The 22,530-nt window shown below is 69.5% G+C and carries 16 protein-coding genes and 1 pseudogene; 16 read left to right on the forward strand and 1 reads right to left on the reverse strand.

Going from position 1 to position 22,530, the window contains the following annotated elements:
• Positions 1-6 precede the first annotated feature (6 nt).
• Complete coding sequence (locus QE410_RS16970) at positions 7-696, reverse strand: gamma-glutamyl-gamma-aminobutyrate hydrolase family protein (RefSeq protein ID WP_307334223.1); 690 nt, start codon at positions 694-696, stop codon at positions 7-9.
• A gap of 281 nt (positions 697-977) precedes the next feature.
• Between QE410_RS16970 and QE410_RS16975 the strand changes: the two genes are divergently transcribed.
• The 16 genes and pseudogenes from QE410_RS16975 to QE410_RS17050 all read left to right on the forward strand — a co-directional run.
• The gene (locus tag QE410_RS16975; protein WP_307334225.1) at positions 978-1,619 is read left to right on the forward strand and encodes a hypothetical protein; all 642 of its coding nucleotides are present in this window, start codon (positions 978-980) and stop codon (positions 1,617-1,619) included.
• Positions 1,620-1,638: 19 nt separating this feature from the next.
• The gene (locus tag QE410_RS16980; protein ID WP_307334228.1) at positions 1,639-3,348 is read left to right on the forward strand and encodes a signal peptidase I; all 1,710 of its coding nucleotides are present in this window, start codon (positions 1,639-1,641) and stop codon (positions 3,346-3,348) included.
• 208 nt (positions 3,349-3,556) lie between these two features.
• On the forward strand, positions 3,557-6,505 hold the full coding sequence (locus QE410_RS16985; protein ID WP_307334232.1) for an immunoglobulin-like domain-containing protein: 2,949 nt from the start codon (positions 3,557-3,559) through the stop codon (positions 6,503-6,505).
• Between the two features lie 172 nt (positions 6,506-6,677).
• Complete coding sequence (locus tag QE410_RS16990) at positions 6,678-7,709, forward strand: LacI family DNA-binding transcriptional regulator (RefSeq protein WP_307334236.1); 1,032 nt, start codon at positions 6,678-6,680, stop codon at positions 7,707-7,709.
• 257 nt (positions 7,710-7,966) lie between these two features.
• On the forward strand, positions 7,967-10,951 hold the full coding sequence (locus QE410_RS16995; protein WP_307334239.1) for an immunoglobulin-like domain-containing protein: 2,985 nt from the start codon (positions 7,967-7,969) through the stop codon (positions 10,949-10,951).
• A 331-nt stretch (positions 10,952-11,282) separates the two neighbouring features.
• Positions 11,283-11,939, forward strand: coding sequence for a hypothetical protein (locus QE410_RS17000; RefSeq protein ID WP_307334241.1), 657 nt, complete (start codon positions 11,283-11,285; stop codon positions 11,937-11,939).
• A gap of 110 nt (positions 11,940-12,049) precedes the next feature.
• Positions 12,050-13,156, forward strand: coding sequence for a hypothetical protein (locus QE410_RS17005; protein ID WP_307334244.1), 1,107 nt, complete (start codon positions 12,050-12,052; stop codon positions 13,154-13,156).
• Positions 13,153-13,401 carry a hypothetical protein gene (locus QE410_RS17010; protein WP_307334247.1) on the forward strand — a complete coding sequence of 83 codons (249 nt, stop codon included), beginning with the start codon at positions 13,153-13,155 and terminating at the stop codon, positions 13,399-13,401. The genes QE410_RS17005 and QE410_RS17010 overlap by 4 nt, the downstream gene beginning before the upstream one ends.
• Before the next feature lie 185 nt (positions 13,402-13,586).
• Entirely contained in the window at positions 13,587-14,618 is a 1,032-nt protein-coding gene (locus QE410_RS17015) for a LacI family DNA-binding transcriptional regulator (protein WP_307334250.1), read from the forward strand.
• 200 nt (positions 14,619-14,818) lie between these two features.
• A complete protein-coding gene (locus QE410_RS17020) occupies positions 14,819-15,835 on the forward strand; it encodes a substrate-binding domain-containing protein (protein ID WP_307334253.1) in 1,017 nt (338 codons plus the stop codon).
• Positions 15,836-15,946: 111 nt separating this feature from the next.
• Entirely contained in the window at positions 15,947-17,518 is a 1,572-nt protein-coding gene (locus QE410_RS17025; RefSeq protein ID WP_307334256.1) for a sugar ABC transporter ATP-binding protein, read from the forward strand.
• Positions 17,518-18,555, forward strand: a complete 1,038-nt coding sequence (locus QE410_RS17030; protein ID WP_307334260.1) for an ABC transporter permease — start codon at positions 17,518-17,520, stop codon at positions 18,553-18,555. Before QE410_RS17025 ends, QE410_RS17030 begins: the two co-directional genes overlap by 1 nt.
• Positions 18,552-19,604, forward strand: a complete 1,053-nt coding sequence (locus QE410_RS17035; RefSeq protein WP_307334263.1) for an ABC transporter permease — start codon at positions 18,552-18,554, stop codon at positions 19,602-19,604. The genes QE410_RS17030 and QE410_RS17035 overlap by 4 nt, the downstream gene beginning before the upstream one ends.
• Positions 19,601-20,362, forward strand: a complete 762-nt coding sequence (locus tag QE410_RS17040; RefSeq protein ID WP_373459357.1) for an L-ribulose-5-phosphate 4-epimerase — start codon at positions 19,601-19,603, stop codon at positions 20,360-20,362. The genes QE410_RS17035 and QE410_RS17040 overlap by 4 nt, the downstream gene beginning before the upstream one ends.
• Positions 20,359-21,966, forward strand: a complete 1,608-nt coding sequence (locus tag QE410_RS17045) for a xylulokinase (RefSeq protein ID WP_307334269.1) — start codon at positions 20,359-20,361, stop codon at positions 21,964-21,966. The genes QE410_RS17040 and QE410_RS17045 overlap by 4 nt, the downstream gene beginning before the upstream one ends.
• Before the next feature lie 42 nt (positions 21,967-22,008).
• Positions 22,009-22,530 (forward strand): annotated as a pseudogene (locus tag QE410_RS17050) (L-arabinose isomerase); the annotation flags it as partial.

Consider the following 22,530-nt stretch of genomic DNA (forward strand, 5'->3'; position numbering starts at 1 on the left):
GGGCGGTCACGCCGTCGCCGTCGCGAGCAGCGCGGCCATCGCCGGCACGAGCTGGCGGGCGGCCGACCGCGGGTGCTCGAGGTGCCACTGATACGCCCGAACGGGCAGCCCGCGGTGCCGGACGGCCTCGATGGTGCCGTCGGCGGCGCGCGCCGTGGCATCCAAGCCCTCGCCGAGGCGGTCGAGCGACTGGTGGTGGCTGCAGAGGTGGTCGCCGGCCGTCGACATCGGGTCGGGGTGGTCGAAGCCGACCGCGGTGGCGACGAAGGGCTCGCTCTTGGAACCGCGGTGCCCGTCGATGTGCTGGTGGAGGGTGCCGCCGAAGGCGACGTTGACGAGCTGCATGCCGCGGCAGATTCCGAGGAGCGGGCGCCCGGCGGCGACGGTGTCGCGGATGATCGCCAGCTGCGCGTCGTCGGCCGCGGTGTCGTAGGGCGTCCACTCGGGTCGTGAGTCACTCGCGCCGTAGGCGCGGGGGTCGACGTCTTCGCCGCCGAGGATCACGACGACATCGGCCGATCGGGCCACCCCCAGGAGGTCGTCGAGCGGCTGCTCGGCCGCGGCATGCAGAGTCGCGTGCCACCCGGCGTCGCGCAATGCGGTCAGGGCGCCGGCGTTCAGGTCGTCGAGCAGGTCTTGATAGTGCGGTGCATTCGGGCGGGCATCGCGGATGTGGAACAGGGCGGCGGTCGGCATCGGGTCCTCGAAGCGGTCGGGCGGAATCTCAGGATGCCAGCAGCCGGCACTGTGCGCCGAAACGCGCGCGCGAAGGCGTAGATGAATGAACGGATCGGGTCATTGATGAGGCGTCGTTGCGCTTTCCTTGCGCAAAGACCGGCGCAAAAGATGCGTTGTGAGAATCCTATGGAGGACCTCAGGATTCGCTGGTGGCGCCCTCACCCCGCCCAGCGGTGCGCTCCCTACCTTCCTGAGTGCGGCGGGAAACGCCGGCTCCACCTCATCAAGGAGAAGAACACGTGACCAAGCCCACGGCCGCCCGTCGCCGCCTCGTCCTGCCCGTCGTCCTCGCCGGTAGCGTCGCCTCGCTCATCCTGGCGCTCGGCCTCTCGCCGACGGTCGCCGCCTTCACGGCATCCATCCAGAACACCGTCAACTCGGCCGCGACCGGCGTCCTCAGCATGCAGGAGTCGAACGCCGACGGCACCGTGCGCTGCAACAGCACCGACGGCGGCTCGATCTCGACCAACTCCGCCACCTGTTCCACGATCAACAAGTACGGCGGCAGCACCACGATGGTCCCCGGCCAGACGGTCACCACGAACATCTCGATCACTAACACCGGCACGGTCGCCGCCAAGACCTTCAGCCTCACCCCCGGCGCGTGCTCGCAGGCCGCCAACGGCACCGTCAACGGCTCGGCCACCGACCTGTGCACGAAGATGACCCTCGTCATCACCTCCGGCGCGTCGACGATCTACTCCGGTCCGCTCTCGGGGTTCACCGCCCCCGTCGACATCCTCGCGAAGACCACCACCACCTCGCTCGCGGCCGGCTCGACCCTGTCCTTCAGCTTCGCCGTGACCATGCCCGCCGGCGCGGACAACACCTATCAGGGGCTCAAGGCGTCGCAGGTGCTCACCTGGACCTTCAACTCCTGATCCGGGGGACCCGAACCCCATGACAGACAGCACCGTGGCGATCACGCCCCGAGGGAACCGCCGAGCAACGCTCGCGGTGGCGATCATTATCGCCGTCCTCGCGGCCGTGATCGCCACGGTGCTGTCGGTGACCGGGGCCCGCCTCTTCGTCATCGAGACGGCGAGCATGGCCGAGACGGCCCCGGTCGGCACGCTCGTCGTCGCCCACCCGAAGCCGTCCTACGCGATCGGCGACGTCGTCACCTTCGTGGTCGACGGGCGCACGGTCACGCACCGCATCGTCGGCGAGCAGGACGGTCGCTTCATCACCCAGGGCGACCTGAACGGCTCACCCGACGCCTGGCAGCTCCTCCCCGACCAGATCGTCGGCACGGTCGTCGCCATCGTCCCGGGTCTCGGATTCCTCCTCAAGGCCGCGCCGCTGCTCTTCCTCGCCGGACTCATCGTCGAGGCCGTCGCCCGGCTGGTCGGCGGGCGGCGTCGCGGGTGGCGCGTCGGTCTCCGGCTGACGGGGATGTCGCTCGCCGTCTCCGCGCTGTCGCTGTGGCTGCGGCCCTGGTTCAACGTGCAGATGATGGACTTTCGCGCCGCCGACGACGGCAGCGGAGCGCTCATGCACATCGTCAACACGGGCCTGTTCCCCGTGGTGGCGGGGGCGACGCGGCTGGTCAGCGGCGAGGACGGCGTCATCCTCTCCACCGACAAGCTCGCGTCGGGCGCGTACGCCCTCTCTCCCACCCCCGACCCCGACTGGCCGGTGCGGGTGCTGCTCATCGTGTTCTGCCTCGTGCCGTTCTTCGCGTCGCTCCTCCTCCGCGCCGAAGACCCCGTGGCTGTCGCGGGGGGCCTGCGCTCGCGGCCCGACCGACGGGCCCGCGGCTCGATCCTGGTGCCCATCGCGATCGTCACGGTGCTGCTGGTCGTCATCCTCACCTCGGTGTCGACCTCGCACGCCGCCTTCGCCGCGTCGATCAAGAACGACAACGCTTCGGCCGGGACCAACAGCTACTTCACCTGCCGAGGCGCGGTGCAGAGCGTGAACACGCTGGCCAGGAGAGACACCTACGCCGCCTACTCGGTCGAGGGCACGGGACTTCTGGGGCTGGGACTGTTCACCACCGAGAGCGATGTCTCCGGGAACGCGCGCACGGGGACGTACCGCAAGTCGATGACGACGACCACGAGCAACGCCTGCACGCGCGACCAGACCCGCAGAGCCGTCGTCTTCGACGGCTCGCAGTGCCTGTACGTGCCGGGGCGTCAGAACCCCTCGAACGTGTTCACTATCGAGGCGTGGTTCTCGACGACATCGAAGACCTCGGGCAAGATCATGGGCTTCGGCGACTCCGCGACGAGCGACGACGACAAATGGGACCGCCACATCTACATCGACACGGCGGGACGGCTGAACTTCGGACTGTTCCCCGACGCCACGGTCGTGATCGCGACCCCGCCGGGGCGGTCGTACGCCGACGGCGCGTGGCACCACGTCGCCGCGACGCTCTCGAGCGCGGGAGCGGCGTTCTACGTCGACGGTGCGCTGGTGGGCACCGCCGGCACCACCACGGGCCAGAACTACACCGGTTTCTGGCGCGTCGGATGCGGCAACCTCGTCAACTGGACCACGAACCCGTCAAGCTTCTTCACCGGCACCATCCAATGGGCGGCTGTCCACACCCGCGCACTCAGCGCGAGCGAGATCGCGACGCACGCCGCCGCGGGGCGGTGATCGTCAGCAGCGCGCAGGCGCGGCATCCACGACGCGTGACGTGGGAGACCGGCCCCCGGATGCGGCGGGTCGGTTCGTTTTTCGTAGGTATCCGCTGCGCCCGACTCTTGCCCTCGGCCTATGTGAGCGATAACATTGAACACGCTCGGTGAATCCCGCACCGGGCCCGGCGGACGGACTTCGCCATTCATGTCTCGAGGAGGAGACGATGACACAGATCTCATCGGCGCGCACCGCGCCCCCTCGGCGAGGGCGCACTGCGCTGGCCCTCGCCCTGACCGCGGCGTCCATCGCATCGATGGTCGGAGCGAGCGTGCCCGCCGCGAGCGCGGCCGAGACCGCGCCGGCTCCTGCGCTGGAATACACCTTCGACCAGCTCGACGCCCGTCCGGCGAACGGCGCGGTCGTCGCCGACGCCGCTCCCGGCGCGCACCCCGGCATGATCGTCAACGGCGGCGCGTCGAGCGTCGCGGGGCCCACCGGCGCGGCGGGCGACCTCGCGCTGTCGCTGCCCGGCGGGGCGAACACCTCTGCTGCGCCGCACGTGCGCATCGCCCCCGGCCTGATTCCGGCGGGAACCGCCGACGTCACGATGTCGGCGTGGATCAACTGGAGCGGCGCGCCGCAGTGCACCTGGCCGTTCACGCTCGGTTCCAGCGTCGACGCCCATGTGCTCGCGACCACGCAGTGCGGCAACTCCGGCTACGGCGCGATCAAGAGCGGTTACGAGGTGCGCGCCTCGGGCACCGCGCCGGTCGCGGCATCGCGTTGGGTGCACATGGCCGTCGTCGTATCGGGCGGCAAGACCGTGTCCACCTACCTCGACGGTGCCCTCGTCGGTCAGGCGGCCACCACGCACACCGCCGCAGCGGCAATCGGCAGCTCGACCTTCTCGGGCTACCTCGGCAAGTCCTTCTACGGCCCGGATGCCTACTGGGCCGGCGCCATCGACGACGTGAAGGTGTGGACCTCGGCATTGACCGCGGGCCAGCTGCAGCAGTCCGAGAGCGATGTGCACACCGCCATCGCGCGCGGAGACGCGACCGTCTCGCTCGGCGACACCTCGAACGTCACGACCGACCTGTCGCTGCCGACCACCGGCGCGGGGGGATCGGCGATCAGCTGGACCTCGAGCGCCCCCGGCGTGGTGAGCACCACCGGCGCCGTCGTGCGCCCCGCCGCGGGCTCCCCGGACGCCACCGTCGTGCTGACTCCCACCGCCACCCACGGCGGCATCGCCGTGACGGGTGCCGGCATCACGGTGAAGGTGCCGGCATACGCCCAGGGCGACAGCGCTGAGGCCGAGCTCGCCCGCGCGGTCGCCGACGCCGTCGCCGCCGACCCGGCCCTGGCGGGTCCCATCCGCGGCAACGTCACGCTGCCCTCGACCGGAGCCGATCTCGACGCGACCAAGGCCCGCGCGGGCGCTTCGGGCGCGAGCATCACCTGGGCCTCATCGAACGAGGCGGTCATCTCCAGCACCGACACAGGCACCGCCCCGAACGTCATCGCCAAGGGCGCGGTCACCCGTCCCGCCGCCGACACCCAGGTCACCCTGACCGCGACCGTCACCGTCACGGGGGCCACCCCGGTCACGCGGGAGCTCACCCGCACGGTGCCGGCCGCGGCGCCGGTCGCCGCGGGCGACCTCGACGCGTACCTCTTCGCCTACTTCACGGGCGACAACGTCGAAGGGGAGAAGATCCGCTTCGCCACCTCTGACGGCAACGACTCGCTGCGCTGGAAGACGCTCAACGACGCACAGCCCGTCCTCACCTCCACGAAGGGCACCCAGGGCCTGCGCGACCCGTTCATCCTGCGCTCGAAAGAGGGCGACCGCTTCTTCCTCCTCGCCACCGACCTCTCGGTCGGCACGTCCGGCTGGGGCGGCGCCACCGACCGTGGAAGCCACTTCCTCGAGATCTGGGAGTCCACCGACCTCGTCAACTGGGGCGAGCAGCGTCACATCGAGGTCAACCTGCCCAATGCCGGCATGACGTGGGCGCCCGAGGCGATCTACGACGACAGCATCGGGGCGTACACCGTCTACTGGACCTCGACGCTGTTCACCGACGGTGCCGCTCGCACGGTCGCCGACGGCAACGGTCCGCAGATCCTCATCTCCACCACCCGCGACTTCCGCGACTTCACGACGCCGCAGCCGTGGTTCAAGGCGAAGGACGTGGCGGGGCTGAACCAGGGCAACGGCCTCATCGACTCGACCGTGCTCAAGGAGGGCGACACCTACTACCGCTTCACGAAGGCGACGCAGACGAGCGGCTGCCCGTCGCCCGACATCATCGGGCAGAAGTCGACGAACCTCCGCGCCACCACCGAGTCGGGTGCCTGGTCGCTCATCGACACCTGCATTGGCCGCAACGCCGGGACCCCCGAGGTCGAAGGCCCCGAGATCTTCAAGGCCAACGAGGGCGACCGCGCCGGGTACAAGTACTTCCTCTGGGTCGACAACTACGGCGGCCGCGGATACATCCCGCTGGGGACGAACTCCCTCGAGGGCGACATCCAGTGGACGATCCCGAGCAGCTTCTCGCTGCCGGCCTCGCCGCGACACGGTTCGATCCTCGCGATCACGGCGAAGGAGCGCGACGCGCTCGCGGCGAAGTGGAACCCGTCGCTGCTCGTGACGTCGGTCGACCCGGTCGCCGCCACCGTTCCGGCCGGCTCCACCGAGGTCTCGCTTCCCGGCACCGTGCAGGCGACCTTCAAGGACGGGCACCGCGAGACGGTGGCCGTGACCTGGGAGAAAGCCGACCTGTCATCGCTGAAGAAGGCCGGTGACACCGTCCAGGTGCGCGGGCAGCTGGCGAACTCGGCGGCCACGCCGGCCGTGGCGACCGTGACGGCGACGGCTCCTCCCGGACCCGCGGTCACCGCCGTGGCCTCGGCGCGCTGCATGGCGGGCAAGGTGGTGCTGGTCACGCGGGCGACCAACGACAGCGACGCCGCGGCCACCATCGCCATCACGTCGGCGTGGGGCTCCAAGACCCACACCGCGGTCGCCCCCGGCGCCACGGTCTCCACCACGTCCACGATCCGCGCCTCGCAGGTCGCTGCCGGGTCGGTCGAGGTCACCGCGACGGGGCCGTCCGGCACACGCACCGTGAACGCGGAGTTCGCCGCGGTCAGCTGCCGGTGACGGATCGCCGCTGAACCGGGCGGGAGGGCGGACCCTTCCGCCCGGTTCAGCGGCCCTCGCGTATCGTCCGGGGCCACGGCATCCGCCTCTCCCTCGTCTCGAGGCGCCGCAGGCGGGCGATGATCCGCCCGCCGGTGCCCACCGCATCCCGTCAGAGGGGAATCGATAAGCAATGCCGGAGTCTTCCGACCGCGGACGCTCGCAACGACGGTGGCGCAGGCCGAGCGTCTACGACGTCGCGCGCCAGGCCGGGGTCTCGCACATGACCGTGTCGCGCGTGCTGAACGACCAGCCCAACATCCGCGACGACACGCGGGCCCGGGTGCTGGATGCCATCGAAGAGCTCAACTACACCCGCAACAACATCGCACACGCGCTCGCCACCCGGACGGGGCGTCGCATCGGGGTGCTCGTGGACGCGCCCATCGAGAACGGACCGAACAACACCCTCCGGGCCCTGGAGCAGGCCGCCCGGACGGCGGGCTACGCGGTGAGCGCGTTCGGCATCGACGACGGCGACGCGCACATCCGCTCGGGGGTCATGGAGCTGGCGACCCAGGGCATCGACGCCCTCTGCGTCATCGCTCCGCGCGCGTCGTCGCTCGACGCCCTGCGCGAGCAGCCGACCGGCCTGCCCGTCGTCGTCATCAAGTCGGAAGCGGATGCCATGTGGCACACGGTCGGCGTCGATCAGCGGGCCGGAGCCCGCCTGGCGGTGGAGCACCTGCTCGACCTCGGTCACGTCTCGCTCGTGCACCTCGCCGGGCCGCAGGACTGGCTCGACGCGCGCGAACGCCAGCAGGCGTGGCACGACACCCTGCGCGACGCACCCGCCGCCCGGGGCAGGTCGGTGGTGGGCGAGTGGACGTCGGATTCGGGATACCGCTACGCCTCGACTGCGGAGTGGGGCGACGTCACCGCGGTGTTCGCGGCCAACGACCAGATCGCCCTCGGCGTCATCCACGGTCTGGCGGATCGCGGCATCCGGGTGCCCGGTGACGTCAGCGTCGTCGGCTTCGACGATCTCTCGGAGGCGAAGCACTTCTCCCCGCCGCTGACCACGGTGCGGCAGGACTTCTCCGCCCTCGGGGAGCGGGCGCTGGAGTGCATCGTCGCGGCGATCAACGGCAGCGACGACCTGAGTCATTCGCTCGTGAAGCCCTCGCTCATCGTGCGGGAGTCGACGGCGGCGGCATCGTCCTGAACGGACGCCGCCGGCGAGACGCCGATACCAGGGCGGCCGGTGGGGTGCGGCTCCGAGGTGCGGAGACGTTGTCTACGTCAACAGTTACCGCTAACGTCATGACTGACATCGGTGTCCGTCCTCGGCGTGGCGCTGCTGCCGTTCCCCTGGACCCGACCCGAGTGCACATCCCCCTCCCGAAGCGGTGACGTGCCTGCTCTCGACCCCCGCTCGCCTCTCCTTTCGGTTCTGCCCCCACAACCCAGAGAAAGGTCTCGATGATGAGATCATCGGCCACCCGCCCACCCGGCGCTGCGCGCCCACGTCGCGCGGTCAAGGCGCTCACCGCATCGTTGACCGGCGTGCTCGTCGCCTCGACGATGAGCCTCGTCGCCCCCGCCGCCCACGCGGCCGACGTGCCGGCACCCACCGCCCACTACGACATGTCGCACTCCGCCACCTCGCTGCTCGACGTCTCGGGCAACGGACGAAACGCCTCGTTGACCGGCCTCACCGACGCGTCGTTCGCCGACGCCGCCGGCGACGCCGTGCTGCGGTTCAAGGCGGACGGCTATGCGGCGCTGCCCAAGGGCCTCGTCACCGGCACCGACAACGACTTCACGGTCGAGTACACCGTCGCGGCCTCGAGTGCGGCCAACAGCTTCGGCTGGGTGATCGGCGACGGCGTCGGCCCGTGGAACACCACACAGCTCGGCAACCACATCTTCCTCAGCCCGCGCTCGGCGCAGGGCGGTTACACCGACCAGGTGCTCGCGGCCATCCGCGTCAAGACCGGCAGCAGCAACGGCGAGACCCGCATGCCGGCCGGCGGCGGACTCAACCCCGGCTTCACCACCCTCACGATGGTCGGCTCGGGCAACACGCTGACGGTGTACCGCGACGGCAGCGTCATCTCGACCGTGACGCACGCGAACTCGCTCAGCTCGATCATCCCCTCGGGCAACGTGCTCGGGTACCTGGGTCGCTCGCTCTACCAGGGCGACGCGCTGCTGCGCGCCGACGTCAGCGACGTCAAGTTCTGGGATGCCGCCCTGACCTCCGAGCAGGTCGGAGCGAGCATGCCCACGTCGTCGCAGAAGTCGTCGACGACCGCCGCCCTGCTGCGCGGCGATGTCGCGGCCACGATGCTGCGTTCCAACACGTCGCTCGACAACGTCTCGAGCAACCTCAACCTCGCGGCATCCGTGAACGGCGTCGCCCTGTCGTGGGCGTCGTCGAACCCGGCCGTGGTGTCGACCACCGGTGTGGTCTCGCGCTCGATCACGACCAACACCCCGGTCACCCTCACGGCCACGAGCTCGCTCGGCGTGCTCACCTTCGACGTCACCGTCATCGCCCCGAACGTCTCGACCGATCTGGATGCCATCTCTCTGGCATCCCGCACGACGGAGAACCTGCCGCTGGCGACCAAGGGTGCCGTCAACGGCGCTGCCATCACCTGGACCTCGTCGAACCCGGCGCTGGTCACCTCGACCGACGCCGCCTACTCGGCGCCAGCGGTCGGCGCGGCCGACCCGTTCCGCGGCGGAGGGATCGTCGCACGCCCCGCCTATGGTGCGGGCGACGCGAAGGTCACCCTGACCGCGACGGCGACCCTCAACGGGCAGTCCGCCCAGAAGTCGTTCGAGGTGACCGTCGCCGAGAAGGGTCGCTGGGCTCCGGACGCCGGCTACGCGGCCGCGTACTTCAAGTCCGACAGCGACGAGAAGATCTACCAGGCCGCGACGAACGGCAACGACTTCTTCTCGTTCTCTCCCGTGAACGGCGGCTCACCCGTCATCACCTCGACGACCGACACGAAGGGTCTGCGCGACCCGTACATCCTGCGGTCGAAGGACGGCGACAAGTACTACATGGTCGCCACCGACCTCTGCATCAGCTGCGGCACGGGCTGGGGCCCGGCGCAGTCGAACGGCTCGCTCAAGATCGAGGTGTGGGAGTCCACCGACCTCGTGCAGTGGACGCGCACGAACGGTGCGAACGAGGGCATCACGATCAACCAGCCCGAGGCCGGTATGACGTGGGCGCCCGAGGCGTACTGGGACGACGCGCTGCAGACGTACGTGGTGCACTTCTCGTCGCGCCTGTACGCCGACGCGTCGCACACCAACGGCAACAACCTCCACGCCCGCGTCTTCTACGTGCTCACGCGCGACTTCAAGACGTTCACCTACCCGCCCACCGAGTGGCAGAACACCGGCTTCGCGCGCATCGACTCGACGGTGCAGAAGATCGGCGACTACTACTACCGCTTCACCAAGAACGAGGAGGGTGGCGCGGCCGATGGTCTGGAGGCCGGCAAGGACATCTTCCTCGAACGGTCGAAGGTGCTGACCGCCCCCACGACGCGCTCGAACTGGAACGCCGACCCCGAGACGACCTGGCAGCTGACGGACACCAACATGACGGCGCTCGAGACGGGCCAGCAGGGCGAGGGGCCGCAGATCGTCAAGCTCAACGAGGGCGACCCGAACAACGCCGGCGGCAACGGCTACGCCTTCCTCGTCGACAACTTCGGCGCCGGCGGGTACCGGGCGTTCGTCACCACCGGCGACCAGATCGCCAGCAGCACGCAGAACGACCGCCTGTCGCGCCGCGCGGACTGGAACGTCCGCCCGGTCGGCGGTCTGCCCGCGAGCCCCCGTCACGGGTCGTTTGTGAGTGTCAGCCAGTCGGTGCTCACCGCCATGCGCGAGTGGAGCGCCGTCAAGGCGGTCTCGTCGACCACGACGCTCACCCACCAGGGCCGCACGGCCACGGCCACCGTGGCCGCTGCCGACCGCGGCGATGTGGCGGGCACCGTGACCTTCACGGGCGAGGGGTGGACGCAGACGGTGAAGCTCGACAAGCGCACCGCCTCGGTCGAGGTCCCCGCCACGGTCCGCTCGGTGACGGCTCGCTACGACGGCTACACCGACGCTCGCGTGACCGCTTCGACGTCGCAGGCAGTGACCCTGGGTCTCGACCTCTCCGCCGCCGTCTCGAACCGTTGCGTGGCCGGCAAGGTCACGCAGTTCGTCACCGTGACCAACGGGGACACCGTCTCCGCAGACGTCACGGTCGCGGGTGCCTACGGCAGCAAGAAGCTGACCGTCGCCGCGGGCAAGACGGCATCGGCGACCTTCTCGACCCGCGCGCAGACGGTCGATGCCGGCACGCTGTCGGTCGACGCCGTCGTGAGCGGCACGAAGGACGGCGCCACGTCGTTCACCGTGGCGACTCCGCCGGCCCGCTGCAACTGACGCCGTACGGTCGGTGCGGGGTTCGGATCCGTCCGCGCCTCGCACCGGCCCACGGCAGCACGGCTCGTCCCCGCGTCGGGTGCTCATCGCATCGGGCGCGGGCGCGGGCGCGGGCCGACGCCGATCGGCGGCGCTTCGGCGCGGCCGGGGTGGTCGGCGGCACCTCGGATGAATCCCCCGACGAAACTCTTGTTATCGCAAACTGTTCCCGCTAACATTTTCAGTGCACGGCGGGGAGAACCCGGCTCCCCGCCTCCCCCCATCTACCGGAGCGTCCGGTGATCTCGCTACTCGTACGACGTCGAAGTCGCACGAAGAAACGGAGTACACAATGAAGTTCTCTCACGGCGCAGCTGCTCGTATGGCCGCTGCCACCCTCGGTGGTCTGGTGCTCGTCGGTACGGCCGGTGCGGCCGTCGCCGCAGAGGTCGGCGACGACCAGAATGTCGACGTCAACGTCCAGATCGCTCCGGTCGACGGCCCCGGCAGCCTGAGCCTCACGGTGGCGGGCACGTCTTCGACCCTGACCGAGAGCGCCTCGGGCAACCCCGAGGTCCGCCAGTTCGACGGCACGCTCCCCACGGTCACCGTCACCGACACCCGTGAGCTCGCCGACATCCCGGCGGACCATTTCTGGTACGTCGTCGGCCAGGCCTCGGCCTTCACCGGCCCAGGCGATGCGCGCATCCCCGCCGCCAACCTCGGCTGGACCCCCAACCTCGTCGACGAGGGCGACACCGGTCTCGTGCTGGAGGGTGAGCCGGTCGGCACCGCCGAAGACACCGGTGACGACGCGGTCGGCCTCGTCGACAAGGAACTGCTCTACGCCGCGTACGAGTCCTCGGCCCTGAAGGCGGGAGGCGAGACGTCGTGGACCGCCAACGCCGCCCTCGTGCTCAAGACCGACGCGGGTGTCACCCCGGGCGCGTACTCCTCGAAGCTGACCCTGTCGCTCTTCGAAGACGCGGTCGACCCCGGCCAGCCGTAAGCTCGGAGCACCGCGAGGGCCGGGTCCTGAAGAGGGACTCGGCCCTCGCCTTCGTCCGAAAGACCCCCGTCGACGCGATCGACGAAGATCCGGGATGGTGATGCACCGTCATGTCCACGACACGCTCCCTCGTGACGAGGGTGGTGACCGCGCTGGCGGTCCTGTTCGCCTCCGTACTGCTCGGTGTTCCCGCGGCGCACGCCGCGTCCGACGCCGACATCACCTGGTCGGTGACGCCGGCTGATCAGTCCGGGCCGGACAAGCGCGGCGTCATCCAACAGGAGCTCGACCCCGGCGCCTCGCGGTCCGACTTCTTCGCGGTGCGCAACCTCAGCCGCACCGAGGTCACCTTCGCCCTGTCCGCGGCGGACGGGTACTACACCGACATGGGGCGGTTCAACATGCTGCCGTCCGACAAGGAGTCGGTCGACGCGGGTCTGTGGATCGACCTGCCCGACACGGTCACGGTCGGTCCGAACGCCACGGTCGTGGTGCCCTTCACCACCACCGTGCCCGAAGGTGCGATCCCCGGCGACCACGCAGCGGGTATCGCGGCATCCGTCACCTCGGCGGGAACCGACGCCGGCGGGTCGCAGGTCGGAGTCGAGAGCCGGGTGGGCTTCCGCATCATGACGCGCGTGACGGGCGACATCGTGCCGTCCTATGTGGTGTCCGGGATCGGCACGGCGTACGACATGTCGTGGAACCCGTTCCGTCCTGGGTCGGTGCAGAGCACCTTCACGGTCGAGAACACCGGCAACGCCAGTCTCGTCGTCAACGGCACGGCGGCGATCGGCACCGGGTCGGCGGCGTTCCCCGAGGAGGGTGCTCCGCGTCAAGAACTCCTCCCCGGCGAGTCACGCGCGTTCACGGTCGCGGTCGCCGACGTGTGGCCCACGATCTTCGTCCCGGGCTCCATCGACGTCGCTCCGACCGCGGTCGATCTCGGCGGCGACCCGGTCGAGGTCGCGCCGCAGTCGGCCCCGGCGTCGCTGTGGGCCTTCCCCGTGGCCCAGGCTCTCGTGGTCCTCGGCCTCGTGCTGATCGTCGCCGCTCTGTTCTGGCGGCGCCGTCGCTTCGCCGCCGCGCTCGACCGGGCACGCGAAGAGGGGCGGGTCTCGGCCGCCGCGACCGCATCGCGGGACGGCGACGGCTCGCCGGCCCACGTGGTGTCGACGGGCGGCGCGCCGCAGCCGACCGAAGGGTTCCGCCCGTGACGATCCCGGCCACCCGCGCCCTCCGCGACGACGCCGTCTCGATCGACGTCGATATCACCCCGCTTCCGAGCCCCTCATCGACCGTCGTCGCCACGACCCCCGGGGGTACGGCCGCACCCGGCGGTGTCGACCAGGGGTGGCTCGCGCTGACGGGTCTGGAGCCGGCGTGGATGCTGTTGGGCGTCGGGGCGCTCGCCGTGATCCTCGGCGTGGTCGTCTCGCGCGTTCGCCGTCGGCGACCGTGACCCCCCGCCCTGCGCCATGACGGAGAGAACGCCGGCGACGCCGTGCAGGTATGACGTCATCCCGTTGCAGATCCGGTGAGGCGCATACTATCGACGTGGTGGGATCGGTTTCTCCGGTGGGGGGTCTGCGGTCTGCTGCGCGTTCCGGAACGTCCGGCACGCACCTTGATCGACGGCGGGATCGGATGAGCACACAGCCTCAATCCTCGAAGAGCGGATGGCAGCGGCCCAGCATCTACGATGTCGCGCGCCGCGCGGGGGTCTCGCACATGACCGTGTCACGCGTGCTGAACGACCACCCCAACATCCGCGAGTCGACCCGCTCCCGCGTATTGCAGGCCATCGACGAGATGAACTACACCCCCAGTTCGATCGCGCGGGCGCTGGCCACACGGCGGGCGCGCCGCATCGGCGTGCTCATCGACGGCCCCGTGCAGAACGGTCCGAACAGCACCCTGCGTGCGCTCGAGAAGGCGGCGCGCGAGGTCGGATACGCCGTCAGCGCCTTCTCGATCAGCGACGACGACGCGTCGCAGATGGATTCGGGCGTGATGGAGCTGGTGACCCAGGGGGTCGATGCGCTCTGCGTCATCGCCCCTCGCGAGTCCTCCCTCGACCTCCTGCGACAGCAGACGACGGGTCTGCCCACCATCGTCATCAAGGCGGAGGCCGACACGGCCTGGCACACGGTGGGGGTCGACCAACGCCAGGGCGCGCGTCTCGCCGTCGAGCACCTGATCAGCCTCGGCCATCGCACGATCGCGCATCTGGCGGGTCCGATGGACTGGTTCGATGCTCGCGAGCGCGCCCAGGGCTGGCGCGAGAGTCTCGCCGAGGCGGGCCTGGCGGAGGGGCCGTTCATCATCGGCGACTGGACCTCCGATTTCGGTTTCGAGTTCGGCCGGTCCTCCGACCTCGGAGAGGCGACCGCCGTCTTCGCGTCGAACGACCAGATCGCGCTGGGCGTCATCCACGGCTTGCACGGCCGCGGCATCCGGGTGCCGGATGACATGAATGTCGTCGGCTTCGACGATCTCTCGGACGCGCGTCACTTCCTTCCGCCGCTGACCACCGTCCGACAGGATTTCGCGGAACTCGGCGAACTCGCGCTGCAGCAGATCATCGCCGCCATCGACGGTGCGACCGATCCCACGCACGACATGATCCAGCCGAAGCTCATCGTGCGCGGCTCGACGAAGGCGCTGCACTCCGCGTAAAACACCGGGCGAACTCTCGCGAGGTCGCCCGCCACGGCCGTGATCGAGTTGTGATCAGCTGACGCCGGAAATCCACTATGTGGGACTTGCGCAACTCAATGTTAGCGCGCACACTAGGTCTACCAGGAGTGCTGCCCCCCAAAGCTGCACGGCATCCCTCTCCAACCCGAACGCTGGAGAGATCTCAAGGAGGAGAAAAAATGACCATTTCGAAGCGCATGCGCGGCGTCGTCGGACTGATCGGTGCGGGCGCTGTCGCCCTCAGCCTCGCCGGCTGCGCCGGTGGCTCCGGTTCGGGCGACGACAGCGCCGACGCGGGCGGCTCCGGTGACGGCCTCACCACCGTCGGCTTCGTCGCCGTCGGCCCCGAGGGCGGATGGCGCAACGCCAACGAGCAGGCCGTGAAGGACGCCTTCACGACCGAGGCCGGCTTCGACCTCAAGTACGCTCCGGCCGCCAGCCCGAGCGACCAGAAGTCGCAGCTCGACGCCTTCACCACCTTCGTCAACGACGAGGTCGACGTCATCCTGCTGACCGCGACCGAGGCGTCCGGTTGGGACTCCGCGCTCGAGCTCGCCAAGGAGGCCGAGATCCCCGTCGTGCTCCTCGACCGCGGCGTCGACGCGTCCGACGACCTGTACGTCACCCGCATCGCTCCCGACAACAAGCAGGTCGCGGCCTCCGTCGGCTCGTGGGCCGTCACGGCCTTCCCGCAGGGCGCGAAGTACTTCGTGCTCGAGGGCGTCCCGGGCCTGTCGGTCGTGAACGAGCGCAACGAAGGCTTCGACGCCGAGGTCAGCGCCGCGAGCGGCTTCACCAAGGTCGGCGCTCAGACCGCCAACTGGAAGACCGACGAGGGCAAGTCCGTCATCGAGACCGTCCTGAAGGCCAACAACAACGACATCCAGTTCATCTTCGCTCAGAACGACGAGATGGGTATCGGCGCGGCCCAGGCCGTCTCCGCTGCGGGCCTGACCCCCGGCACCGACGTCAAGATCGCCACCATCGACGGCACCAAGGGTGCGCTCGAGGCCCTCGCCGCCGGTCAGCTGAGCTTCGTCGCCCAGTACAACCCGTTCTTCGGTGACACCGCCGTCGACGCCGTCCAGAAGGCTCTCGCCGGCGACAGCGTCGAGAAGGAGATCATCGTCAAGAGCGCCACGTTCGACTCGCCCGAGGCGGCCGAGAAGGCCCTCGCGGACGGCCTGGGCTTCTAAGTCCGGTCCAACCGCTCGACGCAACCATAAAGGAGCGGGGGTCGCCCGCCCGGGTCGGCCCCCGCTCCGCATTCCCCACCCGCTCCGTACCAGCGAGGAAGTTCGTCAGCGATGACAGAATCCCTACCGATCGTCGAAGTCCGCGGCGCATCGATCACGTTCCCCGGCGTCAAAGCCCTCGACGACGTCAACTTCCGCCTCCTGCCGGGAGAAGTCCACACCCTCATGGGTGAGAACGGCGCGGGCAAGTCCACCCTCATCAAGGCGCTGACCGGCGTCTACCAGATCGACTCCGGGTCGATCCTCATCTTCGGTGAAGAGCGTCGGCTGACGGGCACCGCTTCGGCGCAGGCCGCCGGCATCTCGACCGTCTACCAAGAGGTCAACCTCTGCACCAATCTCACCATCGGCGAGAACGTGATGCTGGGCCACGAGGTCCGCGGCCCGCTCGGCATCAACTGGCGCGCCACCCACGCCCGCGCCAAGGAGGGCCTGACCCGTATGGGTCTCGGCCACCTCGACACGCGGGCCCCGCTGTCGTCGATCTCGATCGCGCTGCAGCAGCTCGTGGCCATCAGCCGCGCGATGGTCACCGACTCGAAGGTGCTCATCCTCGACGAGCCCACCTCGAGCCTGGATGCCGCCGAGGTCGAGGTGCTGTTCACGGTCATGCGGCGCCTGCGCGACCAGGGCGTCGCGATCCTCTTCGTCTCGCACTTCCTCGACCAGGTCTACGCGATCAGCGACCGCATCACGGTGCTGCGCAACGGCGGTTTCGTCGGTGAGTACCTCACCCGCGACCTCGACCGCACGCAGCTCATCTCGAAAATGATCGGAAAAGACATCGAGGCGCTGCGCGCCCTCGGCTCCAATCGTCAGGTCGACGCCCGCGATCGCAGCGAGACGCCCGTCTACGCCGCCGAAGGCATCGGCCGCGCCGGAGCCCTCGCTCCCACCGACATCGAGATCCACAAGGGCGAGGTCGTCGGCTTCGCCGGGCTTCTCGGGTCGGGCCGCACCGAGCTGGCCCGCCTCATCGCCGGAGCCGACCGGTCCGACTCGGGCACCGTGCGCCTGAAAGGCAAGAAGGTCAACGTCAACTCGCCCGTCACGGGTCTGAGCAACCACATCGCCTACTCCACCGAGAGCCGTCGCGACGACGGCATCATCGGCGACCTGAGCATCCGCGAGAACATCATGCTCGCGCTGCAGGCAAAGCGCGGATGGCTGCGTCGCATCCCCGCCAAGGAGGTCGACCAGCTCGTCTCGACCTACATGGAGCGCTTCAGCGTGCGGCCGAACGACCCCAACCGTCCCATCCGTCTGCTCTCCGGCGGCAACCAGCAGAAGGTCCTCCTGGGTCGCTGGCTGGCGACCGAGCCCGAGCTCCTGCTGCTCGACGAGCCCACGCGCGGCATCGACGTCGGCGCCAAGGCCGACATCCAGGAGACCGTCGCCGAGCTGGCCGAGGCCGGCATGAGCGTCGTCTTCATCTCGTCGGAGCTCGAAGAGGTCGTGCGTCTGTCCGAGCGCATCGTGATCATGAAGGACCACGAGAAGGTCGGCGAGATCGTCAACGGCCCCGACGTCACCGCGGAGCGCGTCGTGTCGATCATCGCGGCGGAGTCCGAAGAAGAGGCGGAGGCCCAGACCGCGGCCCTCGCCGAAGGAGAAACCCACTGATGACCGTTTTCAAGTCGCTGCTGCGCACTCCGTGGTTCTGGGGCGTCATCGGCATCGTGCTGCTGCTGTCGCTCAACGTGATCAAGGACCCGACCTACCTCGCGATCGGCATCAACCCGACGACCGGTCTGCTCGCGGGCAACCTGCTCGACATCCTGCGCGTCTCGGCGCCGATCATCATGATCGCCCTGGGCATGACGTTCGTCATCGCCACCAAGGGCATCGACCTCTCGGTCGGCTCGATCATGGCGGTCGGCGGCGCCGCCGCCATGGAGCTGCTGCGCTCGCTCAACGCCTCGACCTCGTTCGGCGCCATGTTCATGGCCATCGCCCTCGCGCTGCTGCTGGGTGCGGTCCTCGGTCTCGTGAACGGCCTGCTCGTGTCGATCGTGGGTCTGCAGCCCTTCATCAGCACGCTGGTGATGATGCTGGCCGCACGCGGTATCGCCCGCGTCATCACGGGTGGTCAGAACACCAACTCGCAGAACCAGCCGTTCCAGCAGATCGCCAACGGGCAGGTGCTGGGCCTGCCGATCAGCTTCGTCGCCGCCATCGTCATCGTCATCGTCGTGACCGTGATCATGCGCCGCACCGCCCTGGGTCTCATGATCGAGTCGATCGGCGTGAACCCCGACGCGAGCCGCCTCGCCGGCATCCGTCCCCGTCCCATCCTCATCACCGTGTACGTGCTCTCGGGCATCCTCGCCGCCGGCGGTGGTCTGTTCACGGTGTCGGAGGTCATGACCGTCGACGTCTCGGGCACCGGCTACCAGATGGAGCTCGACGCGATCCTCGCCGTCGTCATCGGCGGCACCTCCCTCGCCGGAGGCAAGTTCTCCATCCTCGGGTCGACCGTCGGGGCGTTGCTCATCGCGACCCTCAACAAGACCGTGCTCTTCCTCGGCGTCTCCGCCGCGGCGACCCCGGCCTTCAAGGCCATCGTCATCGTGCTGCTCGTCCTGCTGCAGTCCGAGCGGGTGAGGACCTTCGTCCTCCAGGCCGGACGCCGCCGTACCCGTAAGGAGGTCGTCGCATGAGCGCGACCGTCTCACCCCCGTCGCCCTCGCACGGCACCGAAGTCCCGGTGCGGGGCCTGGCGATATCCCGCATGTGGGGTCGCAGCCAGTCCGCCATCCCGACGCTGGCCGCCGTCATCCTCCTCGTCGCGATGCTCGTGTACGCCGAGCTCGCCTACGGCCGCGTCTTCCACGCCGGCACGATGTCGAGCCTGCTCGTCAGCTTCGCGCCGACGATCATCCTCGCCGTCGGCATGACCATCGTCATCCTGTCGGGCGGTATCGACCTGTCGGTCGGCGCGGTCGTCGCCTTCACGTCGGTGTCGGGCGTCATGCTGATGAACAACGGTGTCAACGGCTGGCTCGCCGTGATCCTGATGATCGTGTTCGGCGCCCTGTTCGGGCTCGTCTCGGGCGTTCTCATCCAGTACTTCAACGTGCAGCCGTTCATCGCGACCCTGGCCATGATGTTCCTCGCCCGGGGTCTGGCATCCATCCTGTCGACCGTGCCGGTCCAGGCGCCCGAAGATGCGCCGATCCTGGCGCTCGCGACCGACTGGAAGCTCTACGACGGCCCCAAGACGAACGACCTGGTGCTCACGCCCGGTTTCTTCGTCGCCGTGCTCGTCGTCATCGGCGCGTTCGTGCTGCTGCACCGCACCCGCACCGGCCGCACGGTCTACGGCATCGGCGGAGCCGAGAACTCGGCGCAGCTGATGGGTCTGCCCGTCGCCCGCACCCGCGTGTTCATCTACGTGCTCAGCGGCGCCCTCGCCGGACTCGCGGCCGTGGTCTACACGGCCGAGGTGGGCGGCAAGGCCCAGAACGTCACCGGCATCGGGTGGGAACTGGATGCCATCGCCGCCGTCGTCATCGGCGGAACGCTCCTGACCGGCGGTGCCGGCTACGTGCTCGGCTCGGTCGTCGGCTCGCTCGTGCTCGCCGCGCTTGCCATGATCATCACGAAGGACGGCGGCATCCGCCCCGAGTACCTCACGATCATCACCGGTGGCATCCTGCTCGCCTTCGTCCTGCTGCAGCGCGTGCTGACGGCCCGCCGCCGAAAATGAGCACCGTCGTCGAACCGCACCCCCGCAAGGAGAACACCGTGGCAGCGTCCCCTGCTGACATCACCCCCGAGGTCCAGGCATCCATCGATCGCGTGCGCGAAGACGTCGCGCGGCTGCACGCCGAGCTCGTGCGCTACAACCTGATCGTGTGGACCGGCGGGAACGTCTCGGGCCGCGTGCCCGGCGCCGACCTGTTCGTGATCAAGCCCTCGGGCGTCTCGTACGACGACCTGGCGCCCGAGAACATGATCCTGTGCGACCTGAACGGTGACGCGATCCCCGGCACCCCCGGGAGCGAGCGGAGCCCGTCGAGCGACACCGCGGCGCACGCCTACGTGTACCGCAACATGCCCGAGGTCGGCGGTGTCGTGCACACGCACTCCACCTACGGCGTCGCATGGGCGGCGCGCGGAGAAGAGATCCCCTGCGTCATCACGGCGATGGCCGACGAGTTCGGCGGGCCCATCCCGGTCGGCCCGTTCGCGATCATCGGTGACGACTCGATCGGTCGCGGCATCGTCGAGACCCTGCGGGGTCACCGTTCGCGCGGTGTGATCATGCAGAATCACGGCCCGTTCACCATCGGCACGAACGCGAAGGATGCCGTGAAGGCCGCGGTCATGCTCGAGGACGTCGCCCGCACCGTGCACATCGCGCGTGAGGCGGGCCCGCTCATCCCGATCCCGCAGGACAAGATCGACGCGCTCTACAACCGCTACCAGAACGTCTACGGCCAGAACACGGACGCCCGCCGGTGAGCGCCGCGACCACCTCGGCCGCCGAGGTCATCTCGTCGGGGCGCGCAGCGCTCGGCATCGAGCTCGGCTCCACGCGCATCAAGGCCTGCCTCGTCGACGCCGACGACCCGACCCGCGTGCTCGCGACCGGTTCGCACGCGTGGGAGAACCGCTACCGCGACGGCAACTGGACCTACGCCCTCGACGACGTCTGGACGGGGCTGCAGAGCGCGTACGCGGCGCTGACCGCCGAGGTGCAGCGCGTGCACGGCGTCGCGATCGAGACGCTCGCGGCGGCCGGTGTCTCGGCGATGATGCACGGCTACCTCGCCTTCGACGCCGACGGCGAGCTTCTCGTGCCCTTCCGCACGTGGCGCAACACCTCGACCGAGCGCGCCGCGGGCGTCCTGAGCGAGCTGCTGGGCACGAACATCCCGCTGCGGTGGTCGATCGCGCACCTCTACCAAGCGGTGCTCGACGAAGAAGACCACATCCCCGACGTGGCGTCGTTCACCACCCTCGCGGGCTACGTCCACGAGAAGCTCACGGGGCGCCGCGTGCTCGGCATCGGCGACGCCTCCGGGATGTTCCCCATCGACGTCGCGACCAACGACTACGACGCCGAGATGATGGCCAAGTTCGACCGCCTCGTCGCCGAACGCGCGCCGGGCCTGGAACTGCGGTCTCTTCTGCCCGACGTGCTGGTCGCCGGCGCGTCCGCCGGTGAGCTGACGACCGAAGGTGCGGGTCTGCTCGACCCGTCGGGCGCACTGCGGCCGGGAGTGCTGTTCTGCCCGCCCGAGGGCGACGCCGGCACCGGCATGGTCGCGACCAACTCGGTCGCACCCCGAACCGGCAACGTCAGCGCCGGGACGAGCATCTTCGCCATGGTCGTGCTCGAGCAGCCCCTCGACAGCGCGCACGACGAGCTCGACCTCGTCACCACCCCGGCCGGCGACCTGGTCGCGATGGTGCACTGCAACAACGGCGCCAGCGAACTCGCGGCGTGGGTGGGGCTGTTCGAGCGGTTCGCCGCGATCGCCGGGGGCACCCTCGACCCCGACGAGGTGTTCGAGGCGCTCTTCGTCGAATCGCTCGACGGGGCGCCCGACGCCGGCGGTCTGCTCGCCTACAACCACCTGGCGGGCGAGCCCATCGCGGGCCTGCCGGAGGGTCGACCGCTCTTCGTCCGCACGCCCGACAGCCGCCTGACGCTGGCCAACTTCATGCGCGCGCAGCTGTACGGCGTGTTCGGCACGCTGGCCCTGGGCATGCGCGTGCTCGCCGACGAGGGCGTGCAGCTCGACCGCATGTACGCCCACGGCGGTGTGTTCCGCACGGCCGGGGTCGCCCAGCGCTTCCTCGCGGGGGCGCTGGACGCGCCCGTCGCCGTCGCCGCGACCGCCTCCGAGGGCGGCGCGTGGGGGATCGCAGTGCTCGCAGCCTTCGCCGCCGACACCTCCGGTGACCCGCTCGACACCTATCTGACCGACCGCGTCTTCGCCCAGACGAGTTTCGACTCCATCGACCCCGACCCCGAGGACGTCCCCGGTTTCGCCGCATATCTCACCCGATACCGCGCGGGCCTCGCCATCGAGCACGCCGCGATCGCGGCGACGCACTGACCGAGGCTCCCGCCTCCTCCACCACCCAAAAGGAATACCCGCATGACCCGCACCCCGCTCAAGAACGACCTCGATGGCTACGAGGTCTGGTTCGTCACCGGCAGCCAGAACCTCTACGGCGAAGAGACGCTGAAGCAGGTGGCCGAGCAGTCGCAGGCGGTCGTCGAGGGCCTGAACGGACTGCCCGTCAAGGTCGTCTGGAAGCCCGTGCTGAAGGACTCCGACAGCATCCGCCGCATGGCGCTGGAGATCAACGGCCGTGACGACGTCATCGGCGTCATCGCGTGGATGCACACGTTCAGTCCGGCGAAGATGTGGATCTCGGGCCTCGACGCGCTGCAGAAGCCGCTGCTGCACCTGCACACGCAGGCCAACGTCGAGCTGCCGTGGAACGACATCGACTTCGACTTCATGAACCTCAACCAGGCCGCCCACGGCGACCGCGAGTTCGGGTACATCCAGACGCGCCTGGGCGTGTCGCGCAAGACCGTCGTCGGACACGTGTCGAACCCGGCCGTGCGCCAGCAGATCGAGGACTGGGAGCGCGCCGCGGCCGGCTGGACC

It is taken from the genome of Microbacterium sp. SORGH_AS_1204, from assembly GCF_030818935.1.
GTDB lineage: Bacteria > Actinomycetota > Actinomycetes > Actinomycetales > Microbacteriaceae > Microbacterium.